Below are 21217 nucleotides of genomic sequence, written 5' to 3' on the forward strand. Positions count from 1 at the left end.
GCGGAATGATCGCTGCCGAAGACCTCGTTGCCCTCGTCCGCAACTACAACCCAAAGACCAACGAAAAGCTGATCCTCGCGGCCTATGACTATGGCCGCGAGATGCACGAAGGCCAGTTCCGCAAGTCGGGCGAGCCCTACTTCACGCATCCAGTCGCCGTTGCCGCCATCCTGACCGAGCAACAGCTTGACGACGCTACCATCGTCACCGCTCTTTTGCACGACACGATCGAGGACACCCGTGCCTCGTACTCCGAAGTTGCGGAAAGGTTTGGCACCGATGTTGCCGAACTGGTTGATGGCGTGACCAAGCTGACCAACCTTCAGCTTTCCAGCAGCGAATCCAAACAGGCCGAGAATTTCCGCAAGCTGTTCATGGCGATGTCCAAGGACCTGCGGGTAATTTTGGTCAAACTGGCCGACCGCCTGCACAACATGCGCACGATCAAGGCCATGCGCGTCGAAAAGCAGGTGCAAAAGGCGCGCGAAACGATGGACATCTACGCCCCTCTCGCAGGTCGGATGGGTATGCAGTGGATGCGCGAGGAACTCGAAGATCTCGCGTTTCGCGTGCTCAATCCCGAAGGCCGCGCCAGCATCATCCGCCGCTTTGTCACGCTGCAAAAAGAAACCGGTGATGTGATCCATCGGATCACCTCTGACATGCGTTTTGAGCTGGAGCGCGCCGGGGTCGAGGCCGAAGTATTTGGCCGCGCCAAGAAACCCTATTCAATCTGGCGCAAGATGCAGGAAAAGAAGATCGGCTTTTCTCGCTTGTCTGACATCTATGGCTTTCGCGTGATCACCCGGACCGAACGTGACGCCTATACCGCGCTTGGGGCCATCCACCAGCGCTGGCGCGCGGTACCTGGGCGCTTCAAGGATTACATCAGCCAGCCGAAATCCAACGGCTACCGCTCGATCCACACCACCGTGTCTGGACGCGATGGCAAGCGGGTCGAAGTGCAGATCCGCACCCGCCAGATGCACGAAGTCGCCGAAACCGGCGTGGCGGCGCATTGGTCCTATCGCGATGGCGTGCGGGCGCAGAACCCCTTTGCCGTCGACCCTGCCAAGTGGATCGCAGGTCTGACCGAACAGTTCGACGCCGAAGAAGACCACGACGCCTTTCTCGAAGCCGTCAAGCTCGAGATGTATTCCGACAAGGTGTTCTGCTTTACCCCCAAGGGGGACGTGGTCAAATTGCCGAAAGGCGCGACACCGCTGGATTTTGCATATGCAATTCACACGCGCATCGGGTCGGCCTGTGTCGGCGCCAAGGTGGATGGCATCCGCGTGCCGCTGTGGACCCGCCTGAAGAATGGCCAGTCCGTGGACATCATCACCGCCGAAGGGCAGGCGCCGCAGGCCACGTGGCTTGAGATCGCCCAGACCGGCAAGGCCAAGACCGCTATTCGGCGCGCCCTGCGCGAAGCCAACAAGGAGCGCTTTGCCAGGCTTGGACGCGAACTGGTGCGCGCCGCCTTTGAGAACGCCGGCAAGAAGGTCACCGCCAAAGTGCTGGAGACTGCCGCCAAGACGCTGCGGCTCGAGGACGCCGAAACCCTGCTGGCCCGCATCGGTAGCGCCGAGCTGACAGCGCGCGAGGTGGTCGAATCGGTCTATCCGAACCTCGCCATCCAGGACGACGCGATGATCGAGGCAAAGCGCGCCGTGGTCGGACTTGAACATGGTCAGGGGTTCGAGCGCGCCAAATGCTGCCAGCCCCTGCCGGGCGAACGCATCGTCGGTCTGGCGCATCGCGGTAAAGGCGTTGCCGTTCACGCCATCGATTGCGCCGCGCTTGCCGATTACGAAGATCAACCCGCCCGCTGGCTCGACCTGCATTGGGCCGATGGCACGCACCCGCCCGTCTATACAGTGTCACTTGAACTCACCATTACCAACGACGCGGGGGTGCTGGGACGGATTTGCACATTGATCGGAGAGCAGAGGGCCAATATCTCTGACCTGAGGTTCATCGACAGGAAACCGGATTTTTATCGCTTGCTGATAGATGTCGATCTGCGCGACGCAGAACATCTGCATTCGGTGATGTCCGCAGTTGAAGCTGAAAGCAACGTTGCTTCGGTGGAACGGCGCCGCGATCCGGGTCTTGCGGCTGCTCCGGCGGCGGAGTGATTGGAAAGGCAAGGTATTGGTCTTTAAGCGACGCGATAGACGCCCGGTTCTGAAAGCCGTGCGGGAATTTCTCTGGCCGCGTGGCGGCTGGGGACGCGCCGCGCAATATGTCCAGCACCGCCTGCACCGCCTGCCAGACCCGCCGCACCGAATCGCGCGCGGCATCTTTGCCGGGGTGTTTACGACCTTTACCCCGTTCTACGGTCTGCATTTTGTGATTGCCGCGCTGATTGCATGGATCATGCGTGGCAATATCCTTGCCGCCCTGCTGTCGACTTTCTTTGGCAACCCTTTGACCTATGTGCCGATCGGCGTCGCCGCGATGACCACTGGCCACTGGCTGCTTGGGAACAAGGGGCGTCCGCCTGCGATAGACGGCCATCACAGCGGGCTGGTGGAAAAATTTGTCAAAGCCGGGCAGGATCTTTGGGACAATCTGGTGGCCAGCTTCACCGGGGCCGAAGTGGATTGGGCAGACTTGTCGATCTTTTACGACCAGGTGTTTTTCCCCTACATGATCGGCGGCATTCTACCGGGCATCATCGCCGGGACCGTGGCCTATTACGTTTCGCTCCCGCTGATCACCGCCTACAAGAACCGTCGCAAAGGTCTGATAAAGGCCAAGCTGGCCGCCCTGAAAAAAAAGAAAGAGGCTGAGAGCAAGCCGGACTAAACGCCCTGCTGTATCGCTACAATTCTCGGCTTTTCTTTCGGGTTTCAGGGATTATGATTTGATCAAATTTCGCTGCTGAGGGCTCCTCATGACAAAATATGCCGGACGCCTGCGCCTTGGCGTCAACATCGACCACGTCGCCACCGTTCGAAACGCACGTGGCGGCGCTTATCCCGATCCTATTCGTGCCGCCAAGATCGCAGAGGAGGCCGGGGCAGACGGCATCACCGCGCATCTGCGCGAAGACCGCCGTCACATCTCGGACGCGGATATCGACGGACTGATGAAAGCGCTTGATGTGCCGCTCAACTTCGAGATGGCCGCGACGGAAGAGATGCAGAAAATTGCCCTGCGTCACAAACCGCATGCCGTCTGCATCGTGCCCGAAAAGCGCGAAGAGCGGACCACCGAAGGCGGGCTGGAAGTTGCGAAGGACGAGAACCGGCTGGCCCATTTCATCGCCCCGCTGCGCGATGCTGGTTGCCGGGTGTCGATCTTCATCGCCGCAGACCAAAAGCAGATCGAAGCGGCCCACCGCATCGGCGCGCAGGTGATCGAGTTGCACACCGGCGCCTATTGTGACGCGCACGCCGAGGGGCGCCCTGACGAGCGCGACGCCGAACTGGAGCGTCTGCGCGAGATGTCCACTTACGCCCATTCACTGGGGTTGGAAGTGCACGCTGGCCACGGCCTGACCTATGAGACCGTCTCCCCCGTGGCCGCCTTCCCGGAAGTGATGGAACTGAACATCGGGCATTTCATCATTGGCGAGGCGATATTTATGGGGCTTGCCCCGGCCATCCGCGAGATGCGACGGTTGATGGACGAGGCGCGGGCCTAACAGCCGGTCGCGACGATAACGAGAAACTCAGACTGAAACTCTCTTCATCGTCGGCACCGGCACCACGCTCGTTCTGGATCGGAGGACCAACCATGCTCAGCCGTCTCACCGCCCTGCTCACCTGCGCCGCCATGCCTGCTCTCGCCGATGCGCCGCAGGTCATGGACTGCGACTGGCAGGCCTCCGCCCGCAACATCGCCGAACCTTGGGAGGCCAACACCCGGACCTTTTCGAACGGAAACGTCCGCCTCGCCCTGCTCGACACCATCGAGCCGGCGGCGGGCTGGGCCTATCTGCTGATCCTGTCGCCGCCCTTCGACGAATTGGGCAGCAGGCAATGCCGTGTCATCGGCACCGGCGGCATGGGTTTTGCCGGGATGCACTTCAACGCGTTGCAATCGGACTACGACCCGGCTCAGGGGTTGATTTTCACGCTTCCAGTCAGTCTCTACCAAAACAGTGGTGACATGCGCGAGGTGCCGCTGCGCATCGTTCTGAATCAGGCGACTGGGCAGATCGAAACATGGTTGTTGAATTGAGCCTGTCCCGACACAGTATCGCCGTCCCGATAGCCGCGAGATTCTCCATGACGCGTCCGACCTTTGCACAGACCCCGAATAGCAAAGACGATCCTGGGCCGTTGTCCTTCGCGTCCGAGGGCAGCGACGGCCCGGTCGATAGTCTGCCCGGTCCACGCTCGCTGCATCACCACCTGTCTGATGCGCCTCTTGGTGTCGGTTTCATCGCCATGCCGGAGCGGGGCTGGTCCATCGGCGAGCCCCGGCGGGTGCGTCGATGATCCTTGGTATCGGCACCGATCTGGCGAATATCGAGCGCATCGCCGGGGTACTCGAACGTCATGGCGACCGCTTTCGGAATCGCGTCTTTACAGAGATCGAACAAGCCAAGGCCGAACGCCGGCGCGACGTGGCAGGCACTTATGCCAAACGCTGGGCCGCAAAAGAGGCTTGCTCCAAAGCTCTGGGCACCGGCTTGCGTATGGGGATCGCGTGGAAGGACATGGCCGTCAGCAACCTGCGCACTGGTCAGCCGGTGATGGAGGTCACGGGCTGGGCCAAGGACCGCCTCGACCAGATGACCCCGCCGGGTCACGAGGCGATCATCCATGTCACCCTGACCGACGATCACCCTTGGGCGCAGGCTTTTGTCGTGATCGAAGCGCGGGCAGTCAGCGACGCTTGAAAGACACCTCCAGAAATTGGCGCGCCGCCCCGGCAGACTCGGTGCCTGGCGGCGGCATTTCGGGCCGGATCAACACTAGGGGGGATCGCTTGACACCCGGCGCGAGGGCGCTCATGTAGCGCAAGACGCAAAAGGCAAAAGGTGCGGGCATGGCCAGTGAAGAGAAGAAGAGCGGTGGTATTCTTGAGACGATCAAGACCATCGTTTATGCGCTGCTGATCGCAGGCGTCTTTCGGACCTTCCTTTTTCAGCCATTCTGGATCCCGTCCGGCTCAATGAAGGACACGCTGCTGATCGGCGATTTCCTTTTTGTGAACAAGATGGCCTATGGCTATTCCTACGCCTCCTGCCCGTCGATCATCGCACCGCGTTTCGGCATCAACATTGATGCGCAGAACATCTGTGGCATCTTTGACGGGGACAACAAGCGCCTGTTCGGCTCAGAGCCCAAGCGCGGCGATGTGGTGGTTTTCCGGCACCCGGTTTCGGGCCGTGATTTCATCAAGCGCCTGATCGGCCTGCCCGGCGACAAGATTCAGGTCCGCAATGGCGTGTTGCAGATCAACGGCACCCCGGTCGAGCTGGAGCCAGCCGGCGTTTTTGAAGAGATCGCCGAAGCGCAAGGCCCCCAGCGCCTGCGCCCGCGCTGCGAGAACGGCCCGGTCGGCGAAGGCGGCCTGTGCACCAAGACCCGGATGACCGAAACACTGCCGAATGGCGTGAAGCATGACATTCTGAACATCGCGATGCAGGGTTCAGACAATACGTCGGTTTATACCGTGCCCGAGGGGCATTACTTTTTCATGGGCGACAACCGGGACAATTCCTCTGACAGCCGCGTGCCCAATATTGCGGGCGGTGTCGGCTTTGTGCCTTTCGAAAACCTTGTCGGACGCGCCGACCGGGTGATGTTCTCTTCGGCTGGACGCTCGATGCTGTTCTTCTGGACATGGCGCAGCGACCGGTTCTTCAAATCGATCCAATGAAGATCTCGGCCGAGCTGAAAGCGCTGGAAGACCGGCTGGGCTATGACTTTGCCCGGCCCGCGCTCTTGCGCCGCGCGGTCACGCACGGCTCGATGTCGGGGCCGGGGCGCGAGGACAACCAGCGGCTGGAGTTTCTCGGCGACCGGGTGCTGGGTCTTGTGATGGCCCAAGCGCTGTTGGAACACGACAAGGCCGCCAGCGAGGGTCAGCTTGCGCCGCGTTTCAACGCGCTTGTCCGCAAGGAAACCTGCGCCGATGTCGCGCGCGAGATTGATCTGGGCGCGGCTTTGAAACTGGGTCGTTCGGAACAGAAAACCGGCGGGCGCCGCAAGATGGCGCTGCTGGGTGACGCCATGGAGGCGGTGATTGCCGCGGTCTATCTTGATGGCGGCTTCGAGCAGGCTCAGGCGCTGATCCTGCGTCTATGGGGCACCCGCGTCGAGAATGTCGAAGACGACGCCAAGGACGCCAAGACCGCGCTTCAGGAATGGGCACAGGCACGCGGTTTGCTGCCGCCGCAATACGTGGAAATCGCGCGCTCGGGACCTGACCACGCGCCGGTGTTCACGATCGAAGCGCGCCTTCCCTCGGGCGAAACTGCCGAGTCAACCGCTGGCAATAAACGGCAGGCCGAACAAGCCGCCGCCAAAGCTCTGCTGGACAGGGTTGCTCAGGCCAAGGCCTGAATTCGCCCTTCGGCCTTTTCCGAAAACATCGCCCTTGCGTCATCGAAACGCCCGGCTACCGCGCTTGGTCGCCCTGTGCGGACCATCGCAGGCGCGCGATCTTCCTGGCCGGGGGCCCGGTGCCGAGATTTGGTCTCGGGGCGAGGGCGTTCGGCGCGGCGCGCGGGCTTGGCCTTGCTTGCGGGTTGCTTGGACTTGGCGCTGCGCACCTCTTCGCGCACCCGGTTATGAAGGACCGACAGCCGGTCGTAGGCGTCATTGACAGCCATCAGCCGCTTGGTCGCCTCGGCCGCGCTGCCGTACCAGACATCGGGATGATAAGTCTTGACCAGACGGCGCCACGCTTCGCGGATCGCGCTGAAGTCATCTTCGGGCGACACGCCGAGAATGACATAGGGCGAGGGGCTTTGGTCAGGACGGGGCATGGGACGTATCCGATTTCACGTTGGTTGCACGTTCTTGCCAGTCCGGGCCGATGCCCCCGCGCCTTTCCGAAGCTGACAGAATAAGGCATAACTTTGGCGCGAATTTTAGGGAAGCCGCATTCTTGCCATAAAGTTAACGCGTCAGCGCCCCATTGAAGGTCCGTGGCAGGCTGAAATCTTGCCACGGCAGACTGTTCGCCGCCCTCGTTCCCCTGTACCAAAGCCGCGAAAGACATGCGGGGACGGAAATGAGCGACAACCTCAAAGGCAGCCTTTGGATGATGCTCGCCATGCTGGGCTTTGGGATCGAAGACGCCTTCTTCAAAGCAGCAACAGGTTCGGGCGGGGTCACGGCGGGCATGGGAACAGTGCAATTCGGCCTGATTGCGATGTTGTCCTATGCCCTCTACGCCCGCAGCAAGGGCGTCGCGCTTTGGGACCCGGCCTATCTGCAAAAGGGCCTGTTGATCCGCACAGCGTTCGAGATCTGCGGGCGCCTGTTTTTCGCGCTCAGCCTTGCCTATACCCCGCTCTCGACCACATCCGCGATCCTTCAGGCGGCGCCTTTGGTGGTGATGCTTTGCGCCGGTTTGATCCTTGGCGAAAAGATCGGTCCGCGTCGCTGGGCGGCCATGGCCGTCGGGTTTCTTGGCGTTTTGCTGATCATCCGCCCCTCGCCTTCGGGAATCGAAGCCAATGCCATCTTTGCCCTGTTGGGGATGATCGGCTTTGCCGGACGCGACGTCGCCACACGCACCAGCCCGCCACATGTCCACGCCGCGCAACTTGGGGTTCTGGGCTTTGCCGTGGTCACTTTTGCCGGCCTCGTCATCCTTGCGTTCGAGCCGGGTGCTCCCAGCCTGCCCAGTGCTCCGGCTGCGCTGCTGATCTGCGGCACCGCAATGGCGGGCGTCATCGGCTACACTGCCCTGACCGCCGCCATGCGCACCGGCGAAGTATCGGTTGTCGCGCCCTTTCGCTATTCGCGCCTGATTGTGGCGCTGGTGATCGCCTACGCCATCTTCAACGAACGCCCTGACGCGATGACCCTGATCGGGGCGGCACTGATCGTCGGCTCGGGAACCTATTCGCTCTGGCGCGATGGCAGGGCTGGCGCGGCGCGCCGTTCCGCGCTAAAGGGCAGAGCTTGAACAAGGACAGCTCCATGACCCAACGCGCCGGTTTTATCGCCCTGATCGGAGAGCCCAACGCAGGCAAATCCACTCTCACCAATCGCATGGTGGGGGCCAAGGTTTCGATCGTTACCCACAAGGTCCAGACCACCCGAGCGCGCATCCGCGGCGTGGCCATCGAGGGCGACAGCCAATTGGTCTTTGTCGACACGCCCGGCCTGTTCAAACCCAAGCGTCGGCTTGACCGCGCCATGGTCGCCGCAGCATGGGGCGGCGCCGCCGATGCCGATATCATCGTGCTTCTCGTCGAAGCGCATCGCGGCGTGACCGAGGGCGTCAAACGCATCCTCGAAGGACTGAATGAACTGCCCAAAGGCCGTAAGATCGCCCTTGCAATCAATAAGATAGATCGCGTTCAGCCGGACGGGCTGCTCGCCATCACGCAGCAGATGAACGAGGCATTCCCCTTCGTCAAAACCTTCATGATCTCGGCCGAAAAGGGCCGCGGGGTGGACGATCTGCGCAAATGGCTGGCCGCGGAATTGCCGGAAGAACCCTGGCTTTATCCCGAAGACCAGATCGCCGATCTGCCCCTGCGGATGATCGCCGCCGAAATTACCCGCGAAAAACTGACCCTGCGGCTGCACCAGGAATTGCCCTACCAACTGACCGTGGAAACCGAATGCTGGGAAGAACGCAAGGATGGCTCGGCGCGGATCGATCAGATCGTCTATGTCGCCCGCGACGGCCACAAGGGAATCATCCTCGGCAACAAGGGTGAAACGATCAAGGCAATCTCAAAGGCCGCGCGTGAAGAGCTTCAGGAATTCCTTGGCCGCAAGATTCACCTCTTCCTCCAGGTCAAGGTTCGCGCCAACTGGCTGGAAGAAAAAGAACGCTATTCGGAAATGGGCCTAGATTTCCGCGACGGCAATGCCTGAACCCCGTTTGACCGCCCGCTTCTGGGTCGATGCCTATCTGGCACGCCTGCGCCTGTACGATATCCCGGCCTTTGTCACAGCTCATGGCGACGACACGGCTGGCGCGGTGCTGGTCAAACTGGCCACTCTTGACGGCAAGGCCACGGCCTTTACCCGCAGTTTCGACCTGATGACAGGCGCACGGCATTGGGCCGAACTGGCCAATGGCCCCGAGCCCGAGGTCGATGCCTCAATCGCGAAACAGCGCAGTTTTGACCCCGACCTGTGGGTGATCGAAGTCGAAGACAAACACGGCCGCCACCTGCTGGGCGACGTCGGACTTTCCGACTGACGTCCGAAACGGGGCGTAACCGCGCAAAACAGTGAAGCACAATCCCCCTCGCCACATCGTCCAACCCCATCAAGACAGCGCAACTTCGCCACGGGCACCCACCGGAGCCACCCGCCATAGGCGGGAGGCGACATATCCTGCGCGCGCGTCAGCGCGCTCCGCGTAACAACCGCTTGCCAGCAGGCTCACACCTCGCCACCTTGCGCAGATGGAATGGCGCGACACCGGAATTCTGCTCAGCACCCGAAAGCACGGCGAAAATTCGCTGATACTCGAGGTTTTCACCCCCGAACATGGCCGACACCTGGGCGTTCTGCGCGGCGGTACCTCGCGCAAGATGGCGCCCTACCTGCAACCCGGCGCGCAACTTGATCTGACATGGAAAGCCCGCCTCGAAGATCACATGGGCGCTTTCACCGCCGAACCCGAAAGATCGCGGGCCGCGATGGCGCTTGGGCACCGGATCGCCTTGGCCGGCCTCAACACGACCCTGGCCCTGCTGACATTCTGCCTGCCCGAACGCGAGGCACACCGACCACTTTACAACCGCAGCGAAGCCTTGCTGGATCTTCTCGGTCAACCTGATCTGTGGCCGCTGGCCTACCTTCGCTGGGAACTGGCCCTGCTCGAAGAACTGGGCTTTGGCCTTGATCTGACGCGATGCGCCGCCACCGGCAGCACCGAGGATCTGGCCTATGTCTCTCCCAAGTCGGGACGCGCTGTCTCGCGCGCAGGGGCCGGGGAATGGGCAGATCGCATGTTGCCCCTGCCAGATGTGCTCTTGGGGAAAGGCGCGGCCCCTGACCGTGAAATCGTCACCGCCCTGCAAACCACGGGTTTCTTTCTGGAACATCGCCTCGCGCCACAGCTCAGCGACCGCCCCCTACCCGCCGCCCGCAGTGCATTTCTCGATCTACTCGCCCGACAATCACAGCGCCCTGCCTGAGACCTTATGCCAGATCCACGGCGCATCGTGCTCTCTTCCCCCTTCCGGCGATCCGGGCTAGGAAAGACGCAATGATATGGACCTTGCCAAATATCCTGACTGTCTTGCGTCTGCTCGCCGCCCCTGGCGTCGCGGTCATGTTTCTCTATTTCCACCGGCCCTTTGCAGATTGGGCCGCGCTGCTATTGTTCCTGACCGCGTCTATCACTGACTGGTTCGACGGCCACCTCGCGCGCGCATGGAAACAGGAAACCAAGATCGGCACCATGCTCGACCCGATCGCCGACAAGGCAATGGTGGTGATCGCCCTCATGGTGATCGTCGGCTATTCCTCCATGTCGCCATGGCTGGTCCTGCCCGCGACCTTCATCCTATTCCGCGAAGTCTTTGTATCTGGCCTGCGGGAATTTCTGGGCGATGTCTCGGGCACGCTCAAAGTGACCAAACTCGCCAAATGGAAGACCACCGCGCAGATGGTCGCCATTGCCATTCTCTTCGCCCAGGGCGTGTTCGAGCATTATCTGGGCATGTCGGTCTTTGGCCTCGACGATCCGATGATCAACGATATCCTGTCGGGCCGGGTCGAAGACACCCTTGGCCTGCGCTGGAAATACTCGGGCATGATCTGGGCGGGCAACATCGGGCTGGCGCTGCTTTGGCTCGCCGCCGCGCTGACTCTGGTCACCGGTTGGGATTACTTCCACAAGGCTCTGCCCTTCCTAAAAGAGGACCGCTGAAATGGACGTGCTTTACTTTGCCTGGGTCCGTGAACGGATCGGCCTGCCCAAGGAACGCGTTGAAACACAGGCGCGCACCGTCAACGAACTGGTCGCCGAACTGCGCGCCCGCGAAGACCGGTACGACGCGGCCTTTGCCGATCTGTCCGCCCTGCGCGTCGCCGTCGATCAGGATCTGACGGATTTTGACGCCTCTATCGTAGGTGCCCGCGAAGTGGCCTTTTTCCCGCCGATGACGGGGGGATAAGCCCATGCGTATCGTCGTTCAGGAAGCCCCCTTCGATTTTGGTGCCGAGGCTGAATCCTTTGCCTCGGGCAGGCACGACATGGGCGCTGTGGTTACCTTCACCGGTATCGTGCGGGATCTCGCATCTGGCGATCTCGATGCCATGGAGATCGAACATTATCCCGGGATGACTGAAAAGGCGCTGGAGGCGATCGCCGCCGAGGCTGTGCAGCGGTGGTCCTTGGGGGATGTGCTGGTGATCCACCGCTATGGCCGGATGGTGCCGGGCGACAAGATCATGATGGTCGCCACCGCAGCCCCACACCGCAAAGATGCTTTCGAGGCCGCCGAATACCTGATGGACTATCTGAAATCCCGCGCGCCTTTCTGGAAGAAAGAGCACACCAGCCAAACCGCTGACTGGGTCGCCGCCAAGGACGAAGACGAAGACGCCCTGACACGCTGGTAAGCCCGCCCTCTTCATCTTGTTTCAAATACCCAATCAAGACTCCAGCCACGCACGGGCAACCGCAGAAGCCACCGCAACGCTTGCCAGCTCCCCGCTTTGGTCATATCATTTGACCAATTACCAAGGTGATCCATGCCCTTCCGCCCCGTTCAGTCCGAAAAACTCTCGACCGCCGTGGTCCGCCAGATCGAACAACTGATCCTGCGCGGCATCCTGCGTCCGGGCGAACGGCTGCCTGCGGAACGCACTCTGGCCGAGCAACTGGAGGTCTCGCGCCCTTCGCTGCGCGAGGCTGTCGCCGAACTGCAGGCCCGCGGCCTTCTTACCAGTCGGGCGGGCGCCGGGATCTACGTGACCGAGGTGCTTGGCAGCGCCTTTTCCGACGCACTAATCCAGCTTTTTGCAGGACACGACGAGGCGGTTTTTGACTACCTCAGTTTTCGCCGTGACATGGAGGGGTTGGCCGCTGAACGCGCTGCCAGCTATGGGACCGATACCGATCTGGCCGTCATTCAAGAACTGTTCGACAAGATGGTTGCTGCCCATGGCAAGCGGAACCCTGACGACGAGGCCAGTCTGGACGCCGAATTCCATCTGGCAATCATCGAGGCCAGCCATAACGTGATAATGCTGCACATGATGCGCTCGATGTACCAGTTGTTGCGCGAAGGCGTGTTCTACAATCGCCGGATCATGTTCCGTCAGCGCACCACGCGCGAGGCGCTGTTGGATCAGCACCGCGCCATCAACGACGCCTTGCAGGCGCGCGACGCCAAGGGCGCGCGTCAGGCCGTCGAGCAGCATCTGACGTTTGTCGAAAAGGCTTTGCACGCGGACCGCAAGGCCGAGGCGAACGAAGACATCGCCCGCCAGCGCCTTGAACGGGAAAAAGCCCGGGATTAGTCCGCCCCGGCAGCCGTGTCGATTGCAGCACGCATGCCTTGCCCATACATCACCGACAAGTGCCGCAAGACCCCCGAGCGAAAGTCCTGAGAGTCCCGCAAAGCCATTGGCATGAATCCCGGCAAATTGCAGAGCCTCTCGGCAATGCCTTCTGGATGTTCGACAGCCACCAATGCCATCGCGATCTCGGCTTCGCGCGGGTCTCGCAAGGCATAGCTCTGCCCGTCCCCGTCACGGCCCAAGGCATAGCACATCCAGGCCGCCGTCGCGAAAGCGAAGGCATCCATGGATTGCCCACGCGAAAGCGCTTCAACCGCAGGGGCAAAGATCCGTTGTGGCAGCTTTTCCGTGCCGTCCATTGCGATCTGATAGGTCTCATGCGCCAGATGCGGGTTCTCGAAGCGTTGGCAAAGCTGATCGGCATATCCCGCCAGATCGACCCCCGGCACCGGCGCAAGCGTACCAGAGGCCGCCGCCATATGCCGGCGCACCATCGAGGCCAACGCCCTATCCTGCATCACATCGCGCACATATTTATGCCCCGCCAGAAATCCCGCGTAGGCCAGCATCGAATGTGCGCCGTTCAGCATCCGCAGTTTCATGTCCTCATAGGACGCCACGTCCTTGACGAACAAAGCGCCCCCAGCTTCCCAAGCGGGGCGTCCGCCGGGGAATTCGTCCTCGATGACCCATTGGTGAAAGGTCTCGGTCTCAACTGCGGCAGCGTCTTTAAGACCGGTCAACTCCTGCGCCAGCGCAAGGGTCTGCGGCCCGCTGGCCGGGGTGATCCGGTCCACCATGGTCGAAGGAAAGGCCACCTTGGATTCAATATGCGCGACCAAGTTCGGCGCGGTTTCGGACGCAAAACTTAGCAAAAGCGCGCGCACCATCTCGCCATTTCCGGGCAGGTTATCGCAGCACAAAACGGTAAAGGGCGGCACACCGGCAGCGCGCCGTTGCGCCAGCGCCCAGACCAGCAAACCCGCAACACCGATGGGCTGGCCCGGATGCTCCAGATCATGAGCGATCGCCGGGTGGCTCCGATCAATGCCGCCATTGCCCCGATCAATGCCATAGCCCTTTTCGGTCACCGTCAGGCTGACGATCCGGGTTTCCGGTGCGCAGAGCGCGGCAAGGATCGTCCCGCGGTCCTTACCCAGCGCCAAGGCCGCGGCCAGCGCGCCGATTACCCGCGCCTTGGTACCCTCGATTCCGCGCTCGATCAGGGTGAACAGGCCGTCCTGCGGGGCCAACGCTTCGGCAACCTCTGTGCTGCGCAGGCTGACGCCGATGATGCGCCAATCGCCTCCATCGGCGGTCAGAGCCGCATCGGTATAGGCCGCCTGATGCGCTTTGTGGAACGCGCCAAGACCCAGATGCACGATCCCCGCACCATGCGCCGCAGGATCAAAGCCCATGGCGGGAGCCGTTGCCAAAGACAGCCGAGTCATGCGGAAATCCGGGGTTCCAAGGCCGCGATCACTCCGCGCAATTCGGCCAGACCTTTTAGACGCCCGATCGCCGGATATCCGGGCTGCGCCTGCCGACCTAGATCATCCAGAATGTCCTGCCCGTGATCGGGCCGGAAGGGGATGTTCCAATCCGCTCGTCCCGCCGCACGGCGCCGCGCCTCTTCGCGCAGGGCAGCCTCGACCACGGCAACCATATCGGTGTGCCCGCCCAGATGTTCGGCTTCGTAAAACGATCCGCGAATCTGGTCGGTCTCGCGGTGTACGTTGCGCAGGTGCAGGAAATGCACCCGGTCGCCAAGCCGCGCCATCATCCCCGGCAGGTCGTTGTCCGGCCGCGCCCCCAGCGACCCTGTGCAAAGCGTGATGCCGCTGGCGGGGGTGTCGACCGCTGCCATCACCGAAGCGTAGTGCGCTTCGGTCGACATGATGCGCGGCAGGCCCAACAGCGGCACAGGCGGATCATCCGGGTGGCAGCACAGACGCAATCCCAGCTTTTCGGCAACCGGGGCGACTTCAGACAGAAAATCGATCAGATGTTGGCGCAACTGGTCTTCGCTCATGTTGGCATATTCGGCCAGATGACCGCGCACATCCTCAAGCGAGAAGTTCTCGGCGGCGCCGGGCAGTCCGAAGACCACGTTTTTGGCCAGTGCCTCTTTGCGAGCCTCGCTCATGTCGGCAAAGCGCCGGGCAGCTTCTTCCTGTAGGACCTCATCATAGTCTGCCGAGGCTCCGGGGCGCTTCAGGATATTCATGTCAAAGGCCGCGAAGTCAGCCAGATCAAAGCGCATGCAGGTGGCCCCGGTCGGCATGGCATAGGCCAGATCGGTGCGCGTCCAGTCGAGCACCGGCATAAAGTTGTAGCAGATCACCTCGATCCCGGCTTGGGCAAGGTTTTCAAGGCTTTGCTTGTAGGTCGCGATATGGGCACGCCAATCGCCCTGCTGTTTCTTGATGTCCTCGGATACCGGCAGGCTTTCCACCACGTCCCACGCCATGTTCGACGGACGGCCATCCCGCATATGGGCGACTTCGGCCTGTCGTTGCGCGATGTCTTCGCGCGCCCAAACCTCGCCCGTGGGCACATGATGCAGCGCCGAGACGATTCCCTGAACGCCCGCTTGCGCCACATCGTCGATCGACACCCTGTCCTTGGGTCCGAACCACCGCCAGGTCTGTTTCATGCCGCGCCCTCCCGAGTCTTTCATGGCCCGCTCTTTCTACCAGAACAAAAGTCTGTTGACTAGTATGGAAGTATGGTAATGCTGGCGTGGGAGGACGAATCATGGAATTGCGAGCTGCAAACTGGGCGCTGGACGAAAGCCTGCCGATCACACCGCAGGTGCATCGGATGCTGCGCACGGCGATCATTCAGGGGCAGCTGGAACCGGGCAACCGCATTTCGGAATCCGAGATCGCAAAGACCTGCAATGTCAGCCGCCAACCCGTCCGCGAAGCTTTTATCAAGCTTGCCGGTGAGGGGCTGCTGGCGGTGTTGCCTCAACGCGGCACGATCATCTCAAAGATTGACTATGGTGCGGCACTGGATGCCCGCTTTCTGCGCGAGGCGATCGAGGCCGACATTATCGCGATTCTCGTGCGCATCCCCGACGCCGCGCTGATTCGCGATCTGCGCAGCCAGATCGACGCCCAGCGCGCCGCCGCGAATATGCCGAGCGCGTTCATCCAGCTAGATGAAGCCTTTCACCGCATGCTTGCCGAAGGCGCTGGCAAGGGCGGAGCCTTCAAGCTGATCGAAGGACTGAAATCCCAGATGGACCGCGTGCGATTTCTATCTCTGGGGCAATTCCCGGTGGACAAGCTCATTGCGCAACACAGCGCATTGGTCGACCACATCGAACGCGGCGCCGCAGCGCAGGCCAATACCGCCATCCGCACGCATCTGCGCGAAATCCTGAGCGACCTGCCCATCGTGGTCGCCGCCTGCCCAAGCTTTTTCAACTTGCCCGACGGGGAAATACCCACGCCGGTCAATGCACCCATCCAAGGAGGAGAAATCAAATGATCAACTGGAAACTGCCTGCACTGGCCGCGACAATGGTGGCCTTTATGGCCGCGCCCTTAGCCGCTCAGGAAATGACGCTCAAGCTGGGTCACCTCGCGAACGAGGACAACCCGTGGCACAAGGCCAGCGTCAAGTTCGGCGAAGAATTGTCGGCCCTGACCGATGGCCGCATCGCCGTCGAGGTCTTCCCGAACGAAAGCCTTGGCAAGGAAATCGACCTGATCAACGGCATGCAACTGGGAACGGTCGACATGACCATCACCGGTGAAAGCCTGCAGAACTGGGCGCCTATGGCGGCCCTTCTGGCGATCCCCTACGCCTATAAATCGCTTGAGCATATGGACGAAGTCGCCAGTGGCGAAATCGGCGAGCAGATCAAGGCGCAGATCATAGAAAAGGTGCAGATCCGCCCCATCGCGCATTTTGCCCGTGGCCCGCGTAACCTGACCTCGAACCGCCCGATTGCTTCGCCTGACGATCTGAACGGCCTGAAGATGCGCGTTCCCAACGTGCCTTTGTTCATCGACGTCTGGAAAGCGCTTGGCGCAAACCCCGGCCCGATGGCCTTTTCCGAGGTCTTCACCTCGCTTCAGAACGGCACGATCGAAGCTCAGGAAAACCCGCTGGCCCTGATCCGCTCGGCCTCGTTCAACGAAGTGCAGAGCCATGTGAACATGACTGAACACGTGCGGTCGTGGATTTACCTGACCATCGCCGAAAGCACCTGGAACAAGCTGTCGGACGATGACAAGGCCGCCGTGATGGAAGCCGCCGCCCGCGCCCAGGCCTATGAACGCGAACTGTTCAACGCCTCGATCGCCGATGACCGTGCCTACCTTGAAAGCAAGGGCATGACCTTTGTCGAAGTCGATGGCGCCGCCTTCCAGGCCAAAGCCAAGGACGCCGTGCTTGCCAACGTCAGCGACGAAATCAAGCCGATCGTCGAAAGCCTGTTCTCGGAGTAATCCGGGCAAGACCGGCCAGACGCGCGCCGGCGCTGCACCACTCCCTCAGCGCCGGCTTTTCCCTTTCTCACGGACGGAGGCCACGGTGCCACGCGCTGAAAAACTCATTGGGGTTCTGACCTTTCTTGCACGGCTTGGAACCGGTGTATCCTTTGCCATTCTGATCGGCGCGGTGCTGATACAGGTGGTGGGTCGGTTCATCGGCAACTCCCCCGTCTGGACCGAGGAACTGACCCGCTATGCCCTGCTGTTCACCGTCGCCTTTGGCGCGGGCCTGTCGTTCCGCACCGGCGATCTGGTCAACGTGGACGTGATCTGCGAAGCGCTGCCCGGCAAAGCCCCCCTGATGTTGCGCCTGCTGGCCGCCATCGTGACCGCCGGGCTGGCACTGTACCTGCTGCCGCACGCTTGGAAATATGTCTCGATCGGCAAGATGCAGACCTCCCCCGCGCTGGGGCTGCGCATGGATATGGTGCATTTCACCGTTTACCTGATGTTGGCTCTGCTGGCGGTCTTTGGCCTGCTGCGGGTGCTGGGCATTCTTACGGGGGCCGAAGACGGCAAACCCGTCAAACCCGAAGAAGAAGACTGAGCCCATGGACGTCACCATCCTTTTCGCTGTCTTCATCACCGGTCTGGTGCTGGGCATCCCTGTCGCCGTCACACTTGGCGCGGCCTCGCTGGCCTATATCATTGCGGCGGGCCTGCCCCCTGTGGTCATGCCGCAAAAGATCTACGCGGGCATGGACGTCTTTGTGCTGCTCTCGATCCCGGGCTTTATCCTTGCCGGGAACCTGATGAACCGCGGCGGCATCACCGAGCGGATCATCCGCTTTGCCAACTCACTGGTTGGATGGGTGCGCGGCGGGTTGGGTCTGACCAATATCGCGGCCTCCATGCTGTTCGGCGGCATCACCGGAACCGCCGTGGCCGATGCGGCCAGCATTGGCGGAGTGATGATCCCCGGTATGAAAAAGGCCGGCTATCCGGCGGATTTCAGTGCCGCCGTCACGGCGGCCTCATCGACCGTCGGGCCAATCATCCCGCCTTCGGTGCCAATGATCATCGTCGGCGCGCTGTCCGGCATTTCGGTCGGGCAGATGTTCCTTGCGGGGGCCATTCCCGGCATCCTCATGGGGCTGGCGATGATGGTCACCTGCTACATCATCTCTCGTCGCAAAGGGTTCCCCCGTCAGGAATGGCAGGGTTTTTCCGAAGTCGGGCGCAGTTTCGCCGGGGCGATCTGGGCTTTGGCGATGACCTTCCTGATCATCTACGGCCTGCTGTCAGGCCTTGCGACCCCCACGGAAACAGCCGTGATCGCATCGGTCTATGCTTTCTTTGTCGGCGCTTTCATCTACCGCGAACTACCATTGCGTGCGGTTCCCGGGATCGTCATCGACAGCGCCATTTCGGCGGCAGGAATCCTTGCGCTGGTGGGCTTTGCCAACGTCTTCGGCTGGATTCTGGTGTCCGAACGTATCCCCCAGGCAATCGCCGCCGGTGTGCTGAGCCTGACGGAAAACAAGTATATGGTGATCCTGATCATCAATCTTCTGCTGCTTTTCGTCGGCATGTTCATGGAAACCATCGCCGCACTTATCATCCTCTTTGTGCCGCTGCTGTCGCTCGCCACCGCTGTCGGGATCGAGCCGCTGCATTTCGCAACCTTTGCGGTGCTGAACCTGATGATCGGCTTGACGACACCGCCGGTCGGGGTTTGCCTGTTCGTCTGCGCAGGCATCGCACGGCTGCCGCTGGCCCCGGTGGTTCGGGCCATTCTGCCCTTCTTGCTGACGAATATCTTGGTGCTGCTGGCCGTGTCGTATATCCCGGCATTGGCCACTTGGCTGCCGTCTCTCCTGATCGACTAAGGACTTTGCAATGGAAACCCGCATCTGCCGCCTTCATGAAAAACACGACATCCGGATCGAGACACAGCCCGTCGCGGCCCCGGGCGCAGGCGAGGCGCTTATCGCCGTCGGCGCGGGTGGGATTTGCGGTTCGGACCTGCATTATTATCACGCAGGCGGATTTGGCCCGATCCGCGTCAAGGAACCGATCATTCTGGGCCACGAAGCTGCCGGAACCGTCATCGCCATTGGCGCTGAGGTGAACAACGTCAAGGAAGGCGATCGCGTCGCCATCAACCCCTCGCGCCCCTGCATGGCGTGTGAATACTGCCTCAGAGGCATGACCACCCACTGCCTGAACATGCGCTTTCGCGGCTCGGCCATGCGGTTTCCGCACGAACAGGGGTTGTTCCGAGACAAGATCGTAGTTGAGGCGCAGCAATGCGTCCCAGTGGGCAACGCCGACATGAGCGCGGCGGCCTGTTCGGAACCGCTGGCCGTCTGCCTGCATGCGCGTCACATGGCGGGCGATCTGTTGGGCAAGCGGGTGCTGGTCACCGGCGCTGGACCGATTGGCGCGCTGTGCACAGCGGTTGCCGCTCAGGCGGGCGCGGCCGAGATCGTCACCACCGACTTGCAAGACATGCCACTGTCCGTCGCCACTAGGATGGGCGCGACGCGGACGATCAACATGATCGCCGAAGCCGAGGCTTTGGCGCAATATGCCGAAGGCAAGGGCTATTTCGACGTGGTCTTTGAATGCTCGGGCGCGGCGCCCGCCATTGCCGGAGCCATCGCCGCGCTGCGCCCGCAGGGGCGACTTGTGCAGGTGGGCATTGGGGGCGAAACGCCGGTGCCACTGAACGCCATCGTCGGAAAGGAAATCACCTATCAAGGCACCCAGCGCTTTCGCCATGTGGAATTCTTCGAGGCCGTGCGCCTGATCCGCACAGGCGGGTTGGACGTGACGCCCATGGTGACCGGCAGCTTTGCCCTTGAAGACGCGGTCAAGGCGTTTGACACTGCCGGCGACCGTGCCAAGGCCGTCAAGGTGCACCTGACTTTCGACGCCGCCTAGACAGCACGCTTCGCCACCCGATCCAGAAACAAGACCAGCGCGCTCACGTGCCGGTCTTTGCATTTGGTAGCGCAAGAGAGCAATCCCGAAGCCGGGAGCGCAATGTCCGCTTCTCCAATTGGGCGTTTGGGTCAAGCGCGTTTTCCTTCTTTCCCGTGGATCAATGTCGCTCATCCGGGACGCGCTTCTCTTCGCAGTCTGGGTGATGCCACGTGGGGCATCGCTGCACGCATGTGTCGGATTGGCAGTGGAGAGCCTCGCTCTGAGACGCGCTTTCGAGGCGCAGCAGACATTTTCGGCTTCATCTGTTACCTGACAGGGCATGCTTGCATGCCCGAGAGGGCACAAACCTCTTCCGGTGAGGACGATCCCGTTCAGATTGGTGGTGTGCGTTTAGGTAATGGCATGGGCCAGAACCTCGTCCATCTCGATCATCGGTCGGACAATACCGTCAAAGCTGCCATGCTTCACCGTCTTCGGGAGCCGTATGCCGAATATCTTCAGCAGACCGCGCACCTCGTTGGCCAGGTCAAAGGTCTTGCTCAGCAACGCCTTCCGCGTGCTCAACAGAGCCCGAATACCATGCGCCTCCCGGCTCTTCATGTGAACGGGGCTGAACCAACCCGTCCGCAAGATCTGGGCAATGCCGCGGGCATCGTTCCGATCCGTTTTATTGCGCATCGCCGATAGAGCTGCACTCACTTGGCGTGCCTCCATGCAGACGACATCGACCCTTTCTGCCTTCAGGCCGTAGTATAAATGCTGGCTCAAAGTTCCAGAGTCAAAGCCAATGCGCTCGATTGGAAAGGGAAGCGCGGTCAGATATCCAGCGATTTCCTCGATCTCACATGGCAGTTCTCGCTCAAACAGAATCGCGCCTTGGCCATCGAAGACACAAACGGCGCACGACCGCAGCGATGCATCCAAGCCCGCAAAATATTCCATCGTCATTCTCCCATGTTCACAGATGTCCTGTGATCCTATCGGGAGCTCGACCTCAGATCAGGGTCAGCCCAATTACGCATGCTCGCGGCCGGGTCTGTGTGGAAACTCGAGGTTCAGGTATACTGCCTTCATCAGTTGGAGGTGTGGATGTCGGGCTATGTCGAGGGAGTGGACCGGGACCAGACGACCCTGTTCCCGGATCGTTTGGAGGACTGGATTTGCGAGGATCATCCAGTT

Annotated in this window: 25 protein-coding genes; 21 read left to right on the forward strand and 4 right to left on the reverse strand. The window is 61.3% G+C overall.

The genetic code is table 11. The features are described 5' to 3' along the window. Positions 1 to 5: 5 nt before the first annotated feature. The 8 genes from ACOYQJ_RS15045 (at position 6) to rnc (ending at position 6530) form a co-directional block, all read left to right on the forward strand. Positions 6 to 2141 (forward strand): RelA/SpoT family protein, encoded by a 2136-nt coding sequence (locus tag ACOYQJ_RS15045; RefSeq protein ID WP_422906852.1) that lies wholly within the window; start codon positions 6 to 8, stop codon positions 2139 to 2141. 16 nt (positions 2142 to 2157) lie between these two features. Continuing rightward, on the forward strand, positions 2158 to 2814 hold the full coding sequence (locus tag ACOYQJ_RS15050) for a DUF2062 domain-containing protein (protein ID WP_422906853.1): 657 nt from the start codon (positions 2158 to 2160) through the stop codon (positions 2812 to 2814). Between the two features lie 88 nt (positions 2815 to 2902). Then, positions 2903 to 3655: a pyridoxine 5'-phosphate synthase gene (locus tag ACOYQJ_RS15055; protein ID WP_422906854.1), complete on the forward strand. Its 753-nt coding sequence runs from the start codon at positions 2903 to 2905 to the stop codon at positions 3653 to 3655. A 92-nt stretch (positions 3656 to 3747) separates the two neighbouring features. Continuing rightward, on the forward strand, positions 3748 to 4194 hold the full coding sequence (locus tag ACOYQJ_RS15060) for a hypothetical protein (RefSeq protein WP_422906855.1): 447 nt from the start codon (positions 3748 to 3750) through the stop codon (positions 4192 to 4194). Between the two features lie 47 nt (positions 4195 to 4241). Beyond that, positions 4242 to 4454 (forward strand): hypothetical protein, encoded by a 213-nt coding sequence (locus tag ACOYQJ_RS15065; RefSeq protein WP_422906856.1) that lies wholly within the window; start codon positions 4242 to 4244, stop codon positions 4452 to 4454. Beyond that, the gene (acpS, locus tag ACOYQJ_RS15070) at positions 4451 to 4858 is read left to right on the forward strand and encodes a holo-ACP synthase (protein ID WP_422906857.1); all 408 of its coding nucleotides are present in this window, start codon (positions 4451 to 4453) and stop codon (positions 4856 to 4858) included. Before ACOYQJ_RS15065 ends, acpS begins: the two co-directional genes overlap by 4 nt. A gap of 149 nt (positions 4859 to 5007) precedes the next feature. Beyond that, a complete protein-coding gene (lepB, locus tag ACOYQJ_RS15075) occupies positions 5008 to 5844 on the forward strand; it encodes a signal peptidase I (protein ID WP_422906858.1) in 837 nt (278 codons plus the stop codon). After that, a complete protein-coding gene (rnc, locus tag ACOYQJ_RS15080; RefSeq protein WP_422906859.1) occupies positions 5841 to 6530 on the forward strand; it encodes a ribonuclease III in 690 nt (229 codons plus the stop codon). Before lepB ends, rnc begins: the two co-directional genes overlap by 4 nt. Here rnc and ACOYQJ_RS15085 read toward each other — a convergent pair. Then, on the reverse strand, positions 6515 to 6955 hold the full coding sequence (locus ACOYQJ_RS15085) for a J domain-containing protein (RefSeq protein WP_422906860.1): 441 nt from the start codon (positions 6953 to 6955) through the stop codon (positions 6515 to 6517). The two genes, rnc and ACOYQJ_RS15085, sit on opposite strands and share 16 nt — an antisense overlap. Positions 6956 to 7203: 248 nt before the next feature. Here ACOYQJ_RS15085 and ACOYQJ_RS15090 point away from each other — a divergent pair, with 248 nt between their 5' ends. From ACOYQJ_RS15090 to ACOYQJ_RS15125, 8 genes are all read left to right on the forward strand, one after another. Continuing rightward, complete coding sequence (locus ACOYQJ_RS15090; RefSeq protein ID WP_422906861.1) at positions 7204 to 8106, forward strand: DMT family transporter; 903 nt, start codon at positions 7204 to 7206, stop codon at positions 8104 to 8106. Between the two features lie 14 nt (positions 8107 to 8120). Then, positions 8121 to 9029, forward strand: a complete 909-nt coding sequence (gene era, locus ACOYQJ_RS15095; RefSeq protein WP_422906862.1) for a GTPase Era — start codon at positions 8121 to 8123, stop codon at positions 9027 to 9029. After that, entirely contained in the window at positions 9022 to 9360 is a 339-nt protein-coding gene (locus tag ACOYQJ_RS15100; RefSeq protein ID WP_422906863.1) for a DUF1491 family protein, read from the forward strand. The genes era and ACOYQJ_RS15100 overlap by 8 nt, the downstream gene beginning before the upstream one ends. 208 nt (positions 9361 to 9568) lie before the next feature. Beyond that, positions 9569 to 10306, forward strand: coding sequence for a DNA repair protein RecO (gene recO, locus ACOYQJ_RS15105; protein ID WP_422906864.1), 738 nt, complete (start codon positions 9569 to 9571; stop codon positions 10304 to 10306). A gap of 71 nt (positions 10307 to 10377) precedes the next feature. Beyond that, positions 10378 to 11043: a CDP-diacylglycerol--glycerol-3-phosphate 3-phosphatidyltransferase gene (pgsA, locus tag ACOYQJ_RS15110; RefSeq protein WP_422906865.1), complete on the forward strand. Its 666-nt coding sequence runs from the start codon at positions 10378 to 10380 to the stop codon at positions 11041 to 11043. 1 nt (position 11044) lies between these two features. After that, positions 11045 to 11290, forward strand: a complete 246-nt coding sequence (moaD, locus tag ACOYQJ_RS15115) for a molybdopterin converting factor subunit 1 (RefSeq protein WP_422906866.1) — start codon at positions 11045 to 11047, stop codon at positions 11288 to 11290. A 4-nt stretch (positions 11291 to 11294) separates the two neighbouring features. Further along, positions 11295 to 11738 (forward strand): molybdenum cofactor biosynthesis protein MoaE, encoded by a 444-nt coding sequence (locus ACOYQJ_RS15120; protein ID WP_422906867.1) that lies wholly within the window; start codon positions 11295 to 11297, stop codon positions 11736 to 11738. A gap of 132 nt (positions 11739 to 11870) precedes the next feature. Next, positions 11871 to 12641, forward strand: a complete 771-nt coding sequence (locus ACOYQJ_RS15125) for an FCD domain-containing protein (protein ID WP_422906868.1) — start codon at positions 11871 to 11873, stop codon at positions 12639 to 12641. Here the strand turns inward: ACOYQJ_RS15125 and ACOYQJ_RS15130 are convergent. After that, on the reverse strand, positions 12638 to 14092 hold the full coding sequence (locus tag ACOYQJ_RS15130; RefSeq protein ID WP_422906869.1) for a mannitol dehydrogenase family protein: 1455 nt from the start codon (positions 14090 to 14092) through the stop codon (positions 12638 to 12640). The two genes, ACOYQJ_RS15125 and ACOYQJ_RS15130, sit on opposite strands and share 4 nt — an antisense overlap. Beyond that, positions 14089 to 15297, reverse strand: a complete 1209-nt coding sequence (gene uxuA / locus ACOYQJ_RS15135; RefSeq protein WP_422906870.1) for a mannonate dehydratase — start codon at positions 15295 to 15297, stop codon at positions 14089 to 14091. Before uxuA ends, ACOYQJ_RS15130 begins: the two co-directional genes overlap by 4 nt. Before the next feature lie 101 nt (positions 15298 to 15398). Here uxuA and ACOYQJ_RS15140 point away from each other — a divergent pair, with 101 nt between their 5' ends. The 5 genes from ACOYQJ_RS15140 to ACOYQJ_RS15160 all read left to right on the forward strand — a co-directional run bounded on the left by ACOYQJ_RS15140 (position 15399) and on the right by ACOYQJ_RS15160 (position 20035). After that, positions 15399 to 16139, forward strand: a complete 741-nt coding sequence (locus ACOYQJ_RS15140; protein ID WP_422906871.1) for a GntR family transcriptional regulator — start codon at positions 15399 to 15401, stop codon at positions 16137 to 16139. After that, on the forward strand, positions 16136 to 17104 hold the full coding sequence (locus ACOYQJ_RS15145; RefSeq protein WP_422906872.1) for a TRAP transporter substrate-binding protein: 969 nt from the start codon (positions 16136 to 16138) through the stop codon (positions 17102 to 17104). The genes ACOYQJ_RS15140 and ACOYQJ_RS15145 overlap by 4 nt, the downstream gene beginning before the upstream one ends. Before the next feature lie 85 nt (positions 17105 to 17189). Then, on the forward strand, positions 17190 to 17696 hold the full coding sequence (locus ACOYQJ_RS15150; protein WP_422906873.1) for a TRAP transporter small permease: 507 nt from the start codon (positions 17190 to 17192) through the stop codon (positions 17694 to 17696). 4 nt (positions 17697 to 17700) lie between these two features. Beyond that, positions 17701 to 18978 carry a TRAP transporter large permease gene (locus tag ACOYQJ_RS15155; RefSeq protein ID WP_422906874.1) on the forward strand — a complete coding sequence of 426 codons (1278 nt, stop codon included), beginning with the start codon at positions 17701 to 17703 and terminating at the stop codon, positions 18976 to 18978. A gap of 10 nt (positions 18979 to 18988) precedes the next feature. After that, on the forward strand, positions 18989 to 20035 hold the full coding sequence (locus ACOYQJ_RS15160; RefSeq protein ID WP_422906875.1) for an L-idonate 5-dehydrogenase: 1047 nt from the start codon (positions 18989 to 18991) through the stop codon (positions 20033 to 20035). Positions 20036 to 20428: 393 nt separating this feature from the next. On the opposite strand, the gene ACOYQJ_RS15165 is transcribed toward ACOYQJ_RS15160, so the two are convergent. After that, the gene (locus tag ACOYQJ_RS15165) at positions 20429 to 20980 is read right to left on the reverse strand and encodes an IS110 family transposase (RefSeq protein WP_422906876.1); all 552 of its coding nucleotides are present in this window, start codon (positions 20978 to 20980) and stop codon (positions 20429 to 20431) included. Positions 20981 to 21217: the final 237 nt, after the last annotated feature.

Origin of the sequence: Pacificoceanicola algae, assembly GCF_049341065.1 — a bacterium.
Taxonomy (GTDB): domain Bacteria; phylum Pseudomonadota; class Alphaproteobacteria; order Rhodobacterales; family Rhodobacteraceae; genus Pacificoceanicola.